This is a genomic window from Pacificispira spongiicola (assembly GCF_012926505.1).
GTDB lineage: Bacteria > Pseudomonadota > Alphaproteobacteria > UBA8366 > Aestuariispiraceae > Pacificispira > Pacificispira spongiicola.
In genome coordinates this window covers 366025-381175 of the sequence record NZ_JABBNT010000001.1, presented here as the reverse complement: position 1 = coordinate 381175, position 15151 = coordinate 366025, and the positions used below count along the sequence as shown (strand labels likewise).

The window sequence follows — 15151 nt, the reverse complement described above, 5'->3', positions numbered from 1 at the left end:
CCTTGAGCGCCGACAAACGGGATTATCCAGCCCATTGAATAAGGAAAACTTAGCCATTGGAGTCTGCGATGCGTCGCCGCCTTCCGCCATTGAATTCGGTGCGCGCCTTTGAGGCCGCGGCCCGTCACCTTAGCTTCGTGGAGGCGGCGGACGAACTGGCTGTAACCCCGTCGGCGGTCAGCCAACAGGTGAAACAGTTGGAGGAATGGCTGGGCGTTACCCTGTTCCGGCGGTTGCCGCGCGGCCTGACCGCGACGCAGGCGGCGCTGCGTTATTTGCCCGACCTGACGGAAGCGCTGGACCAGATTGACCGCGCGACCTTGCGGATGGAACGCAGCAAGTCGACGCACTCGCTGACCGTCAGCACGCTCAGCTCCTTCGCGGCCTTATGGTTGTCGCCGCGCCTGCATCGGTTCACCGCCCAACATCCGGAAATCGACGTGCTGCTATCCTCGTCGGATCGGCTGTCCGACATGGCGCGGGAAAATATCGATATCGCGATCCGATATGGCAGCCGGACTTGGCCGGACCTCCACGTCGAGGAACTGATGGACGACCATTTGGGGATCGTATGCAGCGCCGTGCTTGCACGCGATCCTGAACGCCCGATCAACAGGATTGAAGACATTGCCCGTCACACATTGCTGCACGATGCCGACGCGCAAACAGGCAGTATGCTGTCCTGGCCGCGCTTCCTGCAGGCTTGCGGCGTGACGTCCATCGATTCTGAACGGGGGCCGCGTTTCAGCGACAGTCAGTTGATCGTGCAGGCCTGTATCGCGGGGCGGGGTGTGATGATCGGACGATCCAGTCTGATTACCGAAGCGATGGACAGCGGTCTTTTGGTGGCGCCGTTCGGCATGGACTATGTTTCGGAACACCGGTATCGACTGGTCGCCTTGCCCGGCACTTATGCCGACCCGAAACTCCTGGCCTTCCGAAATTGGATTTTTCAGGAATTGGGCAAGGAACCGCCGCCGTTTTCCTGACTGTCCATCCGGCAGACAAGGTCAGTCTTCCGCCGGATCGGTCTCCAATCTGTGTCCGTCCAATTTGGCGCTTTCACGGTCCCGGCGTTTTTCTTCCGTGTCGCGCAGGCGCTTGGGCGTCCCATACAGGCGTCGATTGGCGTCGGCCTGTTTTTCCTTGTCTTCGCGGCGTTTCCGTTTACGCATCTCGCGAAGGTTGACGATCTCCGCCATGGCCATGTCCTATCGAAAATCCTGCCCTATGGAATCATATCGGCAGGGAAGGGTAGGATGACCGGGCGGGTGCGTCCAGTACGGGGTTAGGGGCAGGACGGTATGACGGAACAGGCTGTATCCAATGGACGCAGGCCGGTCTGGCTGGCGCTTGTGGCGGTGGTTGCCGTCCTCGCCGGCCTGTGGTTCGGGCCCCGTTTCGTGGATTGGAGCGGGTTCAAGCCGCGCCTGGAATCGCTGATCTCCAAACAATTGGGTGTCGATGTCGTCCTGCGCGGCGCCCTGCTGGTCGACATCCTGCCGCAACCCAAGATCACGGCGGCGGACGTCCTTGTCGTGGGGGACGGCGTTGACGGGTCCCTGCGCTGGCTGCGCGGGACACTGGACCCGCGCGGGTTGCTGTTCGGGGAAATTCTGCCGCGCGATCTGCATCTGGTTGAGGCCGATATTCGATTGCCCGCCGCCATTCCTCGGATCGGGACCGGCATGGGCAAGGCGGTGGTCGCCATCGAAAACAGCCGCGTTTCCCTGACCGGCGGGCCGGATTGGCTGCCCCAATCCGTCGAACGCGTGAACGGCGTGCTGTCCCTTGGGGGCGCCGCGGTCAATGGCGGGGCAGGCCTGTCCTTCGACGGGGAAGCTCGCTATCAGGGGCAACCGGTCGGCCTCGTCCTCGATGTCGGACGGGACGGCTATTCCCGCATCGCCATCGGACATGGCCCCAGTTCCGGCGATCTGGTGTTGAGCGGCATGGCGACCGCCGACGGGTGGCGGGGCAAGGGAACCCTGGTGTTTGAGGAAGCGGCCTTCCTGTCTACCCTGGATTTGGATGCCGCAACCCGGCTGGTCGGTGAAGGCGCGGCAACCATGGAAGCCGACATCGCGCTGGATGCCGCGGGGGTGTTGTCCCTGGACATTCGGTCCCTGGAATCGACCCGCCTTTCCGGTAAGGGCCGGGGGACGCTGGTCCCCGGAAACCGCCCTGCCGTCGATCTGTCCCTGACACTCGATCGGGCGGATTTCGCAACCGACGCGCCCGATGTTGCGTTACTGTCCGCTGACCTGTCGCGCTTCATGCAACGCAACGGCGGGGTTGATGTCACCGCGACGATTGAGGCCGGGTCTCTGCGCCTGCCCACCGGGATGCTGCGCCATGCGGTTCTGTCGCTCGCGGCCGGGGGCGGGGTGGCGATGATCGACCGGGCGAGCGCGGTCCTGCCGGGGCAGGCGGACCTTTCCTTCTTCGGCAATATCAATCCGTCGGAAGACGGCTGGTGGTTCGACGGGGACCTTGCCTTGTCGGCGGGCGATTTGCGCGGGTTGCTCGATTGGGCCTTACCGGATCGGAAGGCGGTGTGGGCGAATTTGCCACCGGATCGCCTGAAGCGGACCGAACTGACCGCGCATATGATCCTGGAACCGAAAAGCCTGGAAGTGGCGGAATTGACCGCGCGTGTCGACGACACGGTCTGGGCGGGGGCACTTTCCGTGCCGATGGGATCCACCGGCGGTGAGGATACCGGCACGATCAGCGCGGTGCTTCAGGGGGACAGCCTCAATCTGGATCGCTATCGGGGCGAGGGGGAGGGGATCGCCTTGCCGGACGGATGGCTTATATCCGACCGGAATCGGCATCTCTCCTTCTATCTGGACCGGATGATCGTCGGCGGCGTGCCGGTCGGCGGCGTTTCGCTGGATTTGCAGGCTGCCGCCGGCATGTTGCCCAGCATGGATTTGTCGGTCGCCGATATCGTCGGCAGTCGTATTTCCGGACGGATGGGGTTAGAGGCGCAGGGGGCGGCCAAGGCGCAGGTTACGGCATCGATCCCCGCGCCGGACCGGCTGTTCGGCGCCTTCGGCGTCCCGGCGCGGCAGGCGGCGACGTTTGCCTCCTTCGGCGAAACGGAAATAACGCTGGATCTCTCCTACAATCCGGATACCGGCCTCGGTTATGTGCTGGATGCATTGGGATCGGGCGGCGATGCGCGGCTGAACGGCTATACACAGGCGGGCAGTCCAGTGCGACTCAGCATCTCCGACGGCGCGATCAATACGGACTATCTGACGGTGTTCGGGGTTTCCGCCGATTGCCGATCCTTTCAGGCGGGTGGATGGCAGTGTCCCGAATGGTCCGGGGCGGTGCCTGGGCTTCAAGTGCAAGGGTCGGGCGAGGTGAAGGTTCTGGCGGACGGAACCCGCGAATTGGGGGTCAATATTACCGATGCGCAGGCTGATTTAGGATTGTTCGTTGCGCGCGCCGGGGTTCCGCTGTTGCCCGAAGGGAATCTCTTGGGCGCAGGTCGGCTGACGGGGCGCGGCGGCAGTTTTGGGGCTGCTGTCTCGGATTTGTCCGGCAGCTTGGCACTGAGCGGTAAGGCATCCCTGTCCCTGCGGCGCGGTGGCGGCGGTGCCGGGCGTCTGAAAACCATCCGCACCAAACTTGCGAAGACATTCGCGATGCCGGGCGACGTCACTGGCACGATAACGGTGGACCCGTCTCGGATCGGCGTCGATTTCGCGCTGTTGGGGGCCGGGGGACGCTTGGAATCCCATGCCGCGATTGATCGCGCGACGCGGGGGCTGACCGCGTCAATCGACATCGTCACGCCGCAAGAACCGGACCCGGCCCTGACCGTCGACCTGAAAGGCGCCTTGGGCGCGCCGGATATGAAGCTGAACGGGCGATGGCTTAAAGGGGGCTGACCGCCTCGGTACCACCGTCATCCTGGACCGGCCCGCCACCACGGCGCGGCCCGAACCACGAGGCTGCACGACCGGCACGGGACAGGTCTTTGTCCAGGGTGGCCATGGTCTTTGCGAAATCGTCGCTGTCGTCGTCCAACCAGACGGTGAAGACGCGAGTCCAGACAAGGCCCAGTCCTTTCGTCCGGATCAGGCCGAACGGACCTTTGATCGATACCCCTGCTGCTTCCAGATACCAGGATAGAGCCCGAAGCTCCCGCCCGCCGATCAGGGCGGCGAGGCAGGGGTTGCGGCGCATTTCCCGCGATATCGCGGCCATCGCTTGCCGATGAGGGGCCAATCCGTCCAATCGGCGCATCAGCAGATCGAATAACCGGTCCTTCACGCTGTCTTCATCGGTGAAGCCCGCGTCCTCCGACAAGACCTGCCGGTCGGCCCGGTCGAGGAACTTGAGAACGGCATCCGGCAGATCGCCGATATGCCCGCGTAAGACCTGCACCGTACAGGCGTTTCGGGCCGCGACCTCTTCCCAGGCGTCGTGGGATACCCCTCGTTCCGCAATCACGGTCATGGCGGTGTCGATGATGTCGTCCTGCGAGGGCTGGCTGGTGGTCGTGTTCATGATTGCCTCCTGTCCGACAAAGATTTGGGGGGCGGATCCATTGGGACAAGAAAAAAATGATGCAATTAAGAATGACTCGCATTATTAATACGAACGGTTAATGGGAACCACGATACGGGAGCGAGAAGTTATGTGCCGCGATTGCGACGGAAGCAGAAGTTTCGGATCGGTGCCGTCCTTCGACGGGTTCGGCAAGGACCCGCTGGCGAAAGCAGCGCCGGCAGTCGAAAAAGGGAAGGGCGGGCTGCCGTTCATCGGGAAGCAGAAGCAAGGCCGCAAGAAACTGTGGGAAATCGACATGGCCTATCATTGCGCCGTGATCGGAACGTGTTTTTCCATCGCGGAGCTGAAAAAGCTGGGCTCGAAATACGGTGTTTCCTTTCCGGAAAAGACCCAGGATTACACGGTGCATGGTTTCTTCGTTGAAAAGGCGAAGACATCGGAACCGGTGTCCAAGGCGATGTATAAGGCGCTGGAAAAGAAATACGCCGTGCCGGTGCGCCAGTTGGAGCGACAGCCGGACCAAGACGCACAGCGGCGTTTCTGGGCGGACAGTCAGGTGCAGGGCGGTCTGCCCGGCGCCTTTTGGGCCTTCGTCAGCGCCGGTCATGTTGATGCGGCATTGGTATCCGAAGTCTTCGGCGAGGTGCATATGCTGTCGCACGGCGTCGCGCAGGCAACGGCGAAATCGGCGTCGAAACTGACGAAACTGGCTGAAGATGCCGCCGCCGCCGACCAAGCCCTGCGGGACGAACGCAAGAAATCCGCCGGGTTGCAGGCGGAACGCGACGATCTCGCCAACCGGTTGACGGCGATGGAGGAAAAGGCGCGCCGGCTGACGGTGTCCAACGATTATCTGCAAGGCCAGTATCAGGAAGCGGTGAACGGCCTGCCCGCGCAATTGAAGGCGGAGAACGACGAGTTGCGGCGGCGGGTCGATCGCCTGGAACGGGAGCGCGCCGAATTCCTGGCCGAAGGCCCGGCGATAAAGATCGTGGAAAAGGCCAATCCCGAAACCGAGCGGCCCATCCAGGTGACAGACCGGTCCGACAAGGCGGACTTCAAAGGCCAACGCTTGCTGTATATCGGCGGCGTCGACAGCCTGCTGGACCGATACAAGACGGTGGCGGAGGAGGCATGCTGCGTCTTCATGCACCATGACGGCGGCAACCGGGATTGCATCAATCGGCTGGATGGGGCGCTGGAACGGGCGGACTTCGTCGTCGTACCGATCGAATGCGTCAGCCACAGCGCCTGCAAACGGGCGAAACAATTCTGCAAGGCAGCCAACAAGCGGTTCCTGCCGGTACGCACGCCCAGCGTTTCCGCCTTGGCGCAGTTGCTGTCGACCCTTCCGGTGTCTTCCGGCAACTGATCGAACAGCGTTCGAATCAAGAAGGGCGGCACCCGTGGGATGCCGCCCTTCCTTTTTAAGCGTAGGATGTCAGCCGAAGCTTACATCATGCCGCCCATGCCCCCCATGTCGGGCATGGCCGGGCCGGAGGCTTTGTCTTCCGGCTTGTCGGCGATCATGGCTTCCGTCGTGATCAGCAGACCGGCGACCGAGGCCGCGTCCTGCAGGGCGCAACGCACGACCTTCGCCGGGTCGATGACGCCGTCTTTCAGCAGATCGACATATTCGCCGGACTGGGCGTTGTAGCCCCAGCTGGTGTCTTTCGATTCCAGCATCTTGCCGACGATGACCGCACCGTCAGCACCCGCGTTGTCGGCAATCTGACGCGCCGGGGCGGTCAGGGCCTTGCGGATGATGTCGATGCCGACCTTCTGATCGTCGTTGCTCGTCTTCAGGTCCTTCAGGGCCTTCAGGGAGTAGAGAAGGGCGGTACCGCCACCGGCAACGACGCCTTCCTCCACGGCCGCGCGAGTCGCGTGCAGGGCGTCGTCGACGCGGTCTTTCTTCTCTTTCACTTCGACTTCGGTCGCACCGCCGACGCGGATGACGGCAACCCCGCCGGCCAGCTTCGCCAGACGTTCCTGAAGCTTCTCACGGTCGTAATCGGAGGTCGTGGTTTCGATCTGACCCTTGATCTGACCGCAACGGGCTTCGATGTCTTTCTTCTTGCCCGCGCCGTCGACGACGGTGGTTTCGTCCTTCGTGATCGACACCTTCTTGGCCGTGCCCAGCATGTCGAGCGTGACGGCTTCCAGTTTGATCCCGACGTCTTCGGAAATGACCTGACCGCCCGTCAGGACCGCCATGTCTTCCAGCATCGCCTTGCGACGATCGCCGAAGCCCGGCGCCTTGACGGCGGCGATCTTCAGGCCGCCGCGCAGCTTATTGACGACCAGGGTCGCCAGCGCTTCGCCTTCGACGTCTTCCGCGATGATCAGCAGCGGCTTGCCCGACTGAACAACCTGTTCCAGAACCGGCAGCATGGCCTGCAGGTTGGACAGTTTCTTTTCGTGCAGCAGGATATACGGGTCTTCCAACTCAACCGTCATGCGCTCGCTGTTGGTCACGAAATACGGCGACAGGTAGCCGCGGTCGAACTGCATGCCTTCGACGACTTCCAGTTCGGTGTCCAGGGACTTGGCTTCCTCAACCGTGATGACGCCTTCGTTGCCGACGCGCTTCATGGCTTCGGCAATCATGTCGCCGACGGTCTTGTCGCCGTTGGCGGAAATCGTGCCGACCTGGGCGATTTCGCTGTTCTTTTCGATCTTGCGGGCGCGCTTGGCGACGTCGGCGACGACCGCTTCGACGGCCAGATCGATACCGCGCTTCAGATCCATCGGGTTCATGCCCGCGGCCACGGCCTTCGCGCCTTCACGGACGATCGCCTGGGCCAGAACGGTGGCGGTGGTGGTGCCGTCGCCGGCCAGGTCGTTGGTCTTCGACGCGACCTCACGCAGCATCTGCGCACCCATGTTTTCGAACTTGTCCTTCAGTTCGATTTCCTTGGCAACCGTGACGCCGTCCTTCGTGATGCGCGGGGCGCCGAAGGATTTGTCGATGACGACGTTGCGGCCTTTCGGACCCAGCGTCACCTTGACGGCGTTGGCGAGGATATCGACGCCGCGCAGCATGCGGTCGCGCGCGTCGGTCGAGAATTTAACGTCTTTAGCAGCCATTTTCGCTACTCCATTGCTAGTGTGATTTGGCAGTAACGGTTCGCCCGGAACGAATTCCCGGGGGCCCCTTTACTCAGGCGGCCTTCTTCTTCGCGGCGGACGCTTCGATAACGCCCAGAATGTCGCTTTCCTTCATGATCAACAGGTCTTCGCCGTCGATCTTGACTTCGGTGCCCGACCATTTGCCGAACAGCACGATGTCGCCCGCTTTGACGTCCAGGGCGCGGACGGAGCCGTCATCCTGAATATGCCCGGTGCCGACAGCGATGATCTCGCCCTGCATCGGCTTTTCTTTGGCGGTGTCGGGGATGATGATCCCACCGGCCGTCTTCTGATCCTCTTCAACTCGACGAACCAAAACACGGTCGTGCAAGGGACGAAATGCCATGATGTAACCTCCTCCATTCCTTAGACAAAGGTTTGTCATGCTGATGATGACTTGGCACTCATGGCAGGAGAGTGCCAAGCTCGCGTAGCACTGCATTTATTGAAATCCGAGGCGCGTTTCAAGAGGCCATATGTAAATTTATCAGCAGTCGGGGCGTTTGGCTGACAAAGCATTGAAATATAACATTTTTATTGCGCCGAAAATGCGTTTTGGGTCAAAATTCCAGGATGGAGCGCGAACCGCGCCGTTACGAACACGGAGGCTTTTTGCATGACCCATCTTGTTTCCGACGGTTCCTTTTCCCTTCAGATGAAGGGCTACCGCCTGTCGACGGCGGAAATCCTCTATCACATGCCGGACCATCCCGACCTGCTGCAAAGCTTCGTTTGGCAGCATCTGGACATCGCGCCGGACTATCCCGAACTGCACAAATTTCTGGACTTCTGGGTAGATAATATCGACGGTCCGCTGCATTCGGTCCATGTCGCGCGCTACGATCTCGTCACGCCGGGCGACGCCCGCTACGCCGACGCCTGGATGCAGATTCACTGACGCTTAGGTCCGAACCGCGAACGGGACCGTCGTCAACGCGCCATCGGCCGTGACGGAGATCGCGTGGCTGGGCGGGATTGCGGTCCAGCGTTTGCGGTCGGTGTCCAGGGGTTCGGACACGACGGTCAGCGACCCGCCGCCAGTGCAAGGCGTTTCAGTGCAGGAATGGTACAGCGTCGGGGCCATGGCGTCGGTCGAATAGCGGAAGGCGAACAGCCGGTCGCCGTCGGACAGGGCGGCGGTAAAACGCAGCGGTTCGTCGATGCCCGCCTTTTGCATCTCGCCTTCGACGAAGCCCAGGCTTTTGCCCATCGCGCCGACCGGATCGTCGTCCAGTCCCATCGATAGCGCCAACAGGAAGATCAGTTCGGAATCCGTCGTCCCCTGGCGGGAGGCATAGAGCCTGTCCGGCAGGGCCTGTTCGAGCGCCCGGCGGATTTTCGAATAGCCGCCGATCTGGCCGTTATGCATGAACAGCCAGCGGCCTTGTGTGAAGGGATGGCAGTTGGCGCGCGTCGTTGCCGTCCCCGTCGAGGCCCGGACATGGGCGAAGAACAGGCGGGATCGAATTTGCGCCGACAGGTGTTTCAGGTTCTCGTCGTTCCAGGCGGGCAGGATTTCGCGGTACAGGCCGGGATTGTTCCGTTCCCCGTACCAGCCGATGCCGAAACCGTCGCCATTGGTTTCCGACTTCGCCTCGGCCGCATGCAGGCTTTGATGGATCAGCGACCGATCCGGCTTGGTGACCAAATCTTCCATGAACAGGGGCGGGCCCCAATAGGCGAGCCAGCGGCACATGGCCGAACCTCCGGACGTGACGAACGGGCGGATTTGATGCCGGGTCGCCCATTCGATCAAGTGGAATTCGGTGCCGGATCGGCAAGGGAGCCGCTTTCCTCGCGGTGAGAAGATTATTATAGTACGCCTAATAGTGGAAAAGGCGGCGTGCCATATCGGCCGATCGAATCGGACCGGAAGGACATGAAGGTGCGGATTCCGAAAAACAGAGCGGTTGGTTTGGTGTTGCTTTGGACAGCCGCTGCCGTCACCGTCTCCCCGGTTCCGGCGGCAAAGGCGCAGCCGGAAACATTCCTGGTCGCCGTCAACGATGCCCCGCCCTATCGCATTATCGAAACGGACGGCAACGGGCAGACGCGGTTTTCCGGTTTCTATATCGACGTCGCCCGCGAAATGGCGCGGCGTCTGGATATATCCCTGCGCTTTGTCGATACGCCCTTCCGCCGCGCCCTGGCCATGATGCTGACGGGGGAGGCGGACATGATGCTGGGCCCGAACCGCACGGCGGAACGGGAAACCTTCATGGTCTATGTCGAGGAACCGCTGCCGTCGGAACCGAAATCCTTCTATCGAATGGCCGGGAAGCCCGACATTGCGCGGTACGAGGATTTAGCGGGTCGGATCATCGGCGTGCAGCGCAAGGCGGCCTATTTCGATCCCTTCGATACGGACGAAGCGCTGACGAAGTTTCCCGTCGGCGATTACGAAGGTGCCTTCAAGATGATGGTGAACGGACGGCTGGATACGGTGATCGCGCCGACCTTGCTGGGCGATTACCTAATTTCCCGGCTGGGCTTGCCGATCGTGCGCAGCACTTTCACCGCGGGCGGTCGCCCCTCCTATTTCGCGATCTCTCATTTTTCGACCGCCGACGACCGTGCCCCTCAATTCGCGGCGGTCTTGGCCGAAATGAAGGCGGACGGCACCATGGCGCGGATTGAGGCACGGTATCGCGGACAGTAAGGGGAGAGTTTGGAGCGGGTGAGGAGAATCGAACTCCCGTATGCAGCTTGGGAAGCTGCCGTTCTACCATTGAACTACACCCGCATGCGCCGAAGCGGCGGTACCGCCCGGATATAGCCAGTGCGGCGCTTCGGATCAAGCGGGATCGTTGTCCCGACAAATCTATTGACCGGAAATCCCGATCTTCCATAAAGTCGCCGCCGTGACGGATGCCGCGATGGCGTCGCGGGCCTTTAGTTCGTCACGGTCGTCGGAACGATGTGACCTGCTGTCCTGTACGCCGGGACGTATAGCCGGGCATGTCGAACCCTCCACTGCCCGGTTTGGACAATGGAGTCGTGTGATGACCGATTTATCGAAACGCCCCGAATTCTTCCAACGCCCCAATGGCGAAAAGGCCCCGCTGCCGTTCAGCGCGGCGGAATACGAACGCCGTCTGGCGACCCTGCGTGCGATCATGGCGGAACGGGATGTCCCGGCGGTGCTGCTGACCAGCATGCACAACATCGCCTATTATTCCGGCTTCCTGTATTGCAGCTTCGGGCGGCCCTATGGCTGTGTCGTGACGCAGGATCGCTGCACCACCATTTCCGCCAATATCGATGCGGGCCAGCCTTGGCGGCGGTCCTTTGGCGACAATGTCACCTATACCGATTGGCAGCGGAACAACTATTGGCGGGCTGTTGCCTCCGTCCTGCCGACGTCGGTGAAACGGCTGGGGATTGAGGGCGACCACCTGACCTTGGCGGCGCGGGATACGGCGGTTTCCATGCTGGGCGGGCCGGAACTGGTCGATATCGCGCCGGACACGATGGCCGCGCGGATGGTGAAGTCGGCAGAAGAAATCGTGCTGATCCGGGAAGGCGCGCGCGTCGCCGATGTCGGGGGCGCGGCGATCCGCGCCGCGATCAAGGAGGGCACGCGGGAAATCGACGTCGCCATGGCGGGCCGCGATGCGATGGAACTGGAAATCGCGAAGTCGCGGCCGGAGTCGGAATTGCGCGACACATGGGTCTGGTTCCAGTCCGGCATCAATACCGACGGCGCACACAACCCGGTGACGACGCGAAAGCTGGAAATGGGGGATATTCTGTCCCTCAACACCTTCCCGATGATTTCCGGTTACTACACGGCGTTGGAACGCACCCTGTTTCTGGGCGAACCGGACGCGGAGTCCCTGCGCATCTGGAAGGCCAATATCGCCGCCCATGAATTGGGCATAAGCCTGATCAAGCCGGGCGCGACATGCTCCGGCATTTGTGCGGAGATCAACCGCTTCTTCGCCGATGAAGGCTTGCTGCAATACCGGTCCTTCGGATACGGCCATTCCTTCGGTATCCTCAGCCACTATTACGGCCGCGAGGCGGGGCTGGAACTGCGGGAGGATATCGACACGGTGCTGGAACCGGGCATGGTCGTGTCGATGGAACCGATGCTGTGGATTCCGGAAGGCCGGCCGGGCGCAGGCGGGTATCGGGAACACGATATCCTGGTTGTCGGCGAGACCGGGGCGGAGAACATCACCGGCTTCCCTTACGGGCCGGAGAAGAACATCGTCGCCTAAGAAATAGGTTGGAGGTGGCCCGTATTGCCGACGCGATACGGGCCGCATCCGCCAGCAGGCGGCCGGGGGGCCTCAATCGACGATGAAGAGCTTTGCCCCGTTTTCCGAATAGGACCGGTGTGCGGCATCCCCGAAATCCGAGACGTGATAGCTCTGTCCGGCGGTCATGACGGTCTTTCGCCCGTCTTTCAGTTCCGACACCAATTCCCCTTCCAGGACATAGAAGACATGGCCCCGGTCACACCAATGGTCGGCCAGATATCCCGGCGAATATTCGACCTGACGGATGCGAAGGTCCCCGACGGTTACCGTGCGCCAATAGGCGACACCGGTTTCTCCGGGATGTTCGGTTCGGGGCAGGTTAGCCCAGTCGGTAACGGTAAACGGGGAGGTGGGTATCTTCATGGCGATATCGCGGATTTGGGGGTGAGAGGGGCGGAAATCCAAGACCGCATCAGCGCATAAGGCCGACGCTTCCGCAAGCGACGGTATCGTTTGACAGAAGTTGTATATACAAGTAGCGTTGCCGTGGAATTGAGGCGGCGCAAATTTTTGTCAGCGGGAGGACGTCATGACGGAACAGCAAGCCAAGGCAGCGGATATCGGACTTCTCGGACTGACGCCGGAAACGGTAGAGCGGTTCGAAACGGATGGGGCGGTCGTCCTGCGCGGCGTCTTCAACGATTGGCAGACGGTTCTGGCCGACGGCATCGACTGGGCGATGGAAAACCCATCCTGGCGGGAACGCACCTACCGTCCCGACGATGGGAAATCGCCGTTCTTTCAGGACTATGTGACTTGGAACACCAACCCGTTCTTCCGCGATTTCGTCACCAATTCTCCTCTGGGCGCCTTGGCGGCGGGGCTGATGCGATCGCATACCGCGCGCATGTTCCACGAACATATTCTGGTGAAGGAACCGGGGAACAGCACCGTCACCCCCTGGCACCAGGACGGGCCCTACTATCTGGTCGAGGCGCGGCAGAGCGTCAGTTTCTGGGTGCCGTTGGACCCCGTGCCGCGCGAACGCACGATCGAATATGTCGCCGGGTCGCATCTGTGGGGCACAAGCTTCAAGCCGACGCGCTTCGACGGGACGGACCTCTATGCCAATGACGACAGCAGCGGCGTGCCGGACGTCGCCGCGAACCGCGACCAGTTCGATATTCTGGGCTGGGCGGTGGAGCCGGGCGACGCCGTTGTCTTCAATTTCGGCATGCTGCACGGGGCGCCCGCGAACAATTCGCCGATCCGGCGGCGGGTCGTGTCCTGGCGGCTGGTCGGCGACGATGCGACATTCGTGAAGCGGCCCGGCATGACATCCCCAGCCTTTCCGGACCTGGAATACGAGGACGGTGCGCCGTTCGGCGGGGAACAGTTCCCTATCGTCTATTCGGATTGAAAGGCGGATCGGTGACGCACGCCGTACCACAATACGAACGGATCAAGCGGACGATCCTGGAACGCATCGAAACCGGACGTTTGAAACCCGGCGACCGTATTCCGTCGGAAAACGAGCTGCTGCGCGATATGGGCGTCAGCCGCATGACGGTGAACCGGGCCTTGCGAGAATTGTCGCAAGCGGGCGTTCTGGTGCGGGTTCAGGGCACCGGCACCTATGTCGCGGAACGCAAGGCGCCGGTTGAAATTCTGGAACTGCGCAGCATCGCGGACCAGTTGCAGGCGGCGGGGCAGACGCATTCGCAGCGGTTGGTCACATTGGAAACCGTGGCCGCCGCTGGGGGGCTGGCGGAAGAAATGCACCTGCCGCCGGGCAGCCGGGTGTTTCATTCGGTCGTGCTGCATCTGGGCGACGGCATTCCGGTTCAGGTGGAAGACCGATATGTCAATCCGGCCATCTTCCCCAACTATCTGGATACGGATTTCACCCGCGTTACCCCGTATGCCGCGCTGATGGGGGCCGCCGTCCTGTCGGAGGTCGAACATATCGTCGAGGCCGCCTTGCCCGACGCGACGATACGGGAATTGCTGGACCTTGATGACGGCGAGCCCTGTCTGATTCTCCGGCGGCGGACCTGGACCCATGACGATGTAGCCACGGTATCGCGCCTGAGCCATCCGGGCAGCAGCCAATGCTTCGGTACCCGTTTCGCCTATCGCGCCTGATCGCCGATTTGGTGACCCGCATCGGTCCATAGACGGACCGCTCGATCCATTTCCGCCGTTCGGACGAGTATATAATCCCGATAATAGGTCGAGAGGACGAAGATACCGAGACCGGCCTGCGAGATCGGCTTAACGGCGGCGAGAACGACCCCCGGCTCGTCCAATTCGAACAGGGTCGTCACCTTGACCGCCGTCCAGCCGTCCGACCGTGCCACCCCATCCGGCACACGGTCGCTGCGGCATACGATGGAGGTTTCATCCTCCACCGCCGTGACGCTGACGCAGCCGTCACCGAGTGCCCAATCGGGCGCTGGCGATCCGGGCGTCAATTTCGAAATCGAATATCCATGCGGCAGCGGTTCCAGCAGAAGGCTGGGCAATGTAAGGCTGGGCAATGTAACCTCAGACATCGGCGGGGACCGGGGTCACAGTGCCGGATTGACCCGACAGGCTGCCTTCGACGAATTCCAGGCCCATCAATGCCAGCGGCATTACCGGACCGCCCATGTCCAGGTCATGAACAGTATCGACGCGGAAGCCGAACGGCGCGTAATAGCCTGGATCGCCGATGATCAGGATCGCCGGCGCGCCGCTTTCCATCACCGCATCGATACCCTTGCGGATCAAGGCCCGACCGATGCCCAAGCCGCGAATTTCGGGCCGCACGGCGAGCGGCCCCAATAGCGGCACGGTCTGCCCGTTCGGTAGAACCACGGGCCAAAACCGGATCGACGCGACCATGTCGCCGTCCAGATGGGCCACGAAGCCGAATTCGGCCAGCGGCGCGCGTCCGTCTCGGAACTGGAATACAGTGCGTGTCCGCCGCCCGGGACCGAAGGCGTCTTCGATCAGCGTCTCAATGGCATCGATGTCTTTGGGGGATTCCAGGGTAATGGCATAATTCATTTGGCTCTCTTTCCTAGGTCGTCTTGCTGTCGTGGCGACCGGAGGGAAGGAGGCGTATCGGAGCGGCTCTCAGCCTAGACAGTCCGACGCCGACCCATCGCGGTCACGGCGAATAACCATGCCGGTCCTGCCCGATACCGGGGCGGACGCGGCGCGGCTTCGTCGCGACTGAAAGGGTGGGCGCAAAAAGGTCATGTCTAACGGGCCTTGGCTGTCTTTCGTCTAATTCCATG

General features: G+C 61.9%; 16 protein-coding genes and 1 tRNA gene. 8 read left to right on the top strand and 9 right to left on the bottom strand.

Translation table 11 applies throughout. From position 1 onward, the window contains the following. Nucleotides 1–68 precede the first annotated feature (68 nt). Nucleotides 69–989 (top strand): transcriptional regulator GcvA, encoded by a 921-nt coding sequence (gcvA, locus tag HH303_RS01860; RefSeq protein ID WP_169623501.1) that lies wholly within the window; start codon nt 69–71, stop codon nt 987–989. 21 nt (nt 990–1010) lie between these two features. On the opposite strand, the gene HH303_RS01855 is transcribed toward gcvA, so the two are convergent. Beyond that, nucleotides 1011–1202: a DUF4169 family protein gene (locus tag HH303_RS01855; RefSeq protein ID WP_169623500.1), complete on the bottom strand. Its 192-nt coding sequence runs from the start codon at nt 1200–1202 to the stop codon at nt 1011–1013. 102 nt (nt 1203–1304) lie between these two features. On the opposite strand from HH303_RS01855, the gene HH303_RS01850 reads away from it, so the two are divergent. Next, the gene (locus HH303_RS01850) at nt 1305–3905 is read left to right on the top strand and encodes an AsmA family protein (protein WP_169623499.1); all 2601 of its coding nucleotides are present in this window, start codon (nt 1305–1307) and stop codon (nt 3903–3905) included. On the opposite strand, the gene HH303_RS01845 is transcribed toward HH303_RS01850, so the two are convergent. After that, nucleotides 3892–4527, bottom strand: a complete 636-nt coding sequence (locus HH303_RS01845; protein WP_169623498.1) for a hypothetical protein — start codon at nt 4525–4527, stop codon at nt 3892–3894. The genes HH303_RS01850 and HH303_RS01845 overlap by 14 nt on opposite strands. Before the next feature lie 130 nt (nt 4528–4657). On the opposite strand from HH303_RS01845, the gene HH303_RS01840 reads away from it, so the two are divergent. Further along, entirely contained in the window at nt 4658–5902 is a 1245-nt protein-coding gene (locus tag HH303_RS01840) for a DUF2325 domain-containing protein (protein ID WP_169623497.1), read from the top strand. 80 nt (nt 5903–5982) lie between these two features. On the opposite strand, the gene groL is transcribed toward HH303_RS01840, so the two are convergent. Together groL and groES are read right to left on the bottom strand one after the other, a co-directional pair. Next, complete coding sequence (groL, locus tag HH303_RS01835) at nt 5983–7620, bottom strand: chaperonin GroEL (protein ID WP_169623496.1); 1638 nt, start codon at nt 7618–7620, stop codon at nt 5983–5985. 73 nt (nt 7621–7693) lie between these two features. Further along, complete coding sequence (gene groES / locus HH303_RS01830; RefSeq protein ID WP_169623495.1) at nt 7694–8008, bottom strand: co-chaperone GroES; 315 nt, start codon at nt 8006–8008, stop codon at nt 7694–7696. A 270-nt stretch (nt 8009–8278) separates the two neighbouring features. Here groES and HH303_RS01825 point away from each other — a divergent pair, with 270 nt between their 5' ends. Continuing rightward, nucleotides 8279–8560 carry an usg protein gene (locus HH303_RS01825; protein ID WP_169623494.1) on the top strand — a complete coding sequence of 94 codons (282 nt, stop codon included), beginning with the start codon at nt 8279–8281 and terminating at the stop codon, nt 8558–8560. 3 nt (nt 8561–8563) lie between these two features. On the opposite strand, the gene HH303_RS01820 is transcribed toward HH303_RS01825, so the two are convergent. Beyond that, nucleotides 8564–9358: a class II glutamine amidotransferase gene (locus tag HH303_RS01820; protein WP_169623493.1), complete on the bottom strand. Its 795-nt coding sequence runs from the start codon at nt 9356–9358 to the stop codon at nt 8564–8566. A 222-nt stretch (nt 9359–9580) separates the two neighbouring features. Between HH303_RS01820 and HH303_RS01815 the strand changes: the two genes are divergently transcribed. Beyond that, entirely contained in the window at nt 9581–10321 is a 741-nt protein-coding gene (locus tag HH303_RS01815; protein ID WP_169623492.1) for a substrate-binding periplasmic protein, read from the top strand. 10 nt (nt 10322–10331) lie between these two features. Here the strand turns inward: HH303_RS01815 and HH303_RS01810 are convergent. Then, nucleotides 10332–10405 (bottom strand) — tRNA-Gly (locus HH303_RS01810). A gap of 259 nt (nt 10406–10664) precedes the next feature. Here HH303_RS01810 and HH303_RS01805 point away from each other — a divergent pair. Continuing rightward, a complete protein-coding gene (locus tag HH303_RS01805) occupies nt 10665–11885 on the top strand; it encodes an aminopeptidase P family protein (RefSeq protein WP_169623491.1) in 1221 nt (406 codons plus the stop codon). Nucleotides 11886–11957: 72 nt separating this feature from the next. On the opposite strand, the gene HH303_RS01800 is transcribed toward HH303_RS01805, so the two are convergent. After that, nucleotides 11958–12290: a DHCW motif cupin fold protein gene (locus tag HH303_RS01800; RefSeq protein WP_169623490.1), complete on the bottom strand. Its 333-nt coding sequence runs from the start codon at nt 12288–12290 to the stop codon at nt 11958–11960. A gap of 166 nt (nt 12291–12456) precedes the next feature. Between HH303_RS01800 and HH303_RS01795 the strand changes: the two genes are divergently transcribed. After that, on the top strand, nt 12457–13287 hold the full coding sequence (locus HH303_RS01795) for a phytanoyl-CoA dioxygenase family protein (RefSeq protein WP_169623489.1): 831 nt from the start codon (nt 12457–12459) through the stop codon (nt 13285–13287). An 11-nt stretch (nt 13288–13298) separates the two neighbouring features. Continuing rightward, the gene (hutC, locus tag HH303_RS01790) at nt 13299–14012 is read left to right on the top strand and encodes a histidine utilization repressor (protein WP_319637277.1); all 714 of its coding nucleotides are present in this window, start codon (nt 13299–13301) and stop codon (nt 14010–14012) included. Here the strand turns inward: hutC and HH303_RS01785 are convergent. Further along, a complete protein-coding gene (locus HH303_RS01785) occupies nt 14000–14422 on the bottom strand; it encodes an ACT domain-containing protein (protein ID WP_169623487.1) in 423 nt (140 codons plus the stop codon). The genes hutC and HH303_RS01785 overlap by 13 nt on opposite strands. Beyond that, nucleotides 14415–14918: a GNAT family N-acetyltransferase gene (locus HH303_RS01780; RefSeq protein WP_169623486.1), complete on the bottom strand. Its 504-nt coding sequence runs from the start codon at nt 14916–14918 to the stop codon at nt 14415–14417. The genes HH303_RS01785 and HH303_RS01780 overlap by 8 nt, the downstream gene beginning before the upstream one ends. Between the last annotated feature and the right edge of the window lie 233 nt (nt 14919–15151).

Coding starts and splice junctions, on each gene's coding strand:
- HH303_RS01785 (WP_169623487.1), bottom strand. CDS start 14,422: ATGTCTGAGGTTACATTGCCCAGCCTTACATTGCCCAGCCTTCTGCTG.
- HH303_RS01855 (WP_169623500.1), bottom strand. CDS start 1,202: ATGGCGGAGATCGTCAACCTTCGCGAGATGCGTAAACGGAAACGCCGC.
- HH303_RS01800 (WP_169623490.1), bottom strand. CDS start 12,290: ATGAAGATACCCACCTCCCCGTTTACCGTTACCGACTGGGCTAACCTG.
- HH303_RS01845 (WP_169623498.1), bottom strand. CDS start 4,527: ATGAACACGACCACCAGCCAGCCCTCGCAGGACGACATCATCGACACC.
- gcvA (WP_169623501.1), top strand. CDS start 69: ATGCGTCGCCGCCTTCCGCCATTGAATTCGGTGCGCGCCTTTGAGGCC.
- HH303_RS01795 (WP_169623489.1), top strand. CDS start 12,457: ATGACGGAACAGCAAGCCAAGGCAGCGGATATCGGACTTCTCGGACTG.
- HH303_RS01825 (WP_169623494.1), top strand. CDS start 8,279: ATGACCCATCTTGTTTCCGACGGTTCCTTTTCCCTTCAGATGAAGGGC.
- groES (WP_169623495.1), bottom strand. CDS start 8,008: ATGGCATTTCGTCCCTTGCACGACCGTGTTTTGGTTCGTCGAGTTGAA.
- HH303_RS01820 (WP_169623493.1), bottom strand. CDS start 9,358: ATGTGCCGCTGGCTCGCCTATTGGGGCCCGCCCCTGTTCATGGAAGAT.
- HH303_RS01780 (WP_169623486.1), bottom strand. CDS start 14,918: ATGAATTATGCCATTACCCTGGAATCCCCCAAAGACATCGATGCCATT.
- HH303_RS01850 (WP_169623499.1), top strand. CDS start 1,305: ATGACGGAACAGGCTGTATCCAATGGACGCAGGCCGGTCTGGCTGGCG.
- HH303_RS01805 (WP_169623491.1), top strand. CDS start 10,665: ATGACCGATTTATCGAAACGCCCCGAATTCTTCCAACGCCCCAATGGC.
- groL (WP_169623496.1), bottom strand. CDS start 7,620: ATGGCTGCTAAAGACGTTAAATTCTCGACCGACGCGCGCGACCGCATG.
- HH303_RS01840 (WP_169623497.1), top strand. CDS start 4,658: ATGTGCCGCGATTGCGACGGAAGCAGAAGTTTCGGATCGGTGCCGTCC.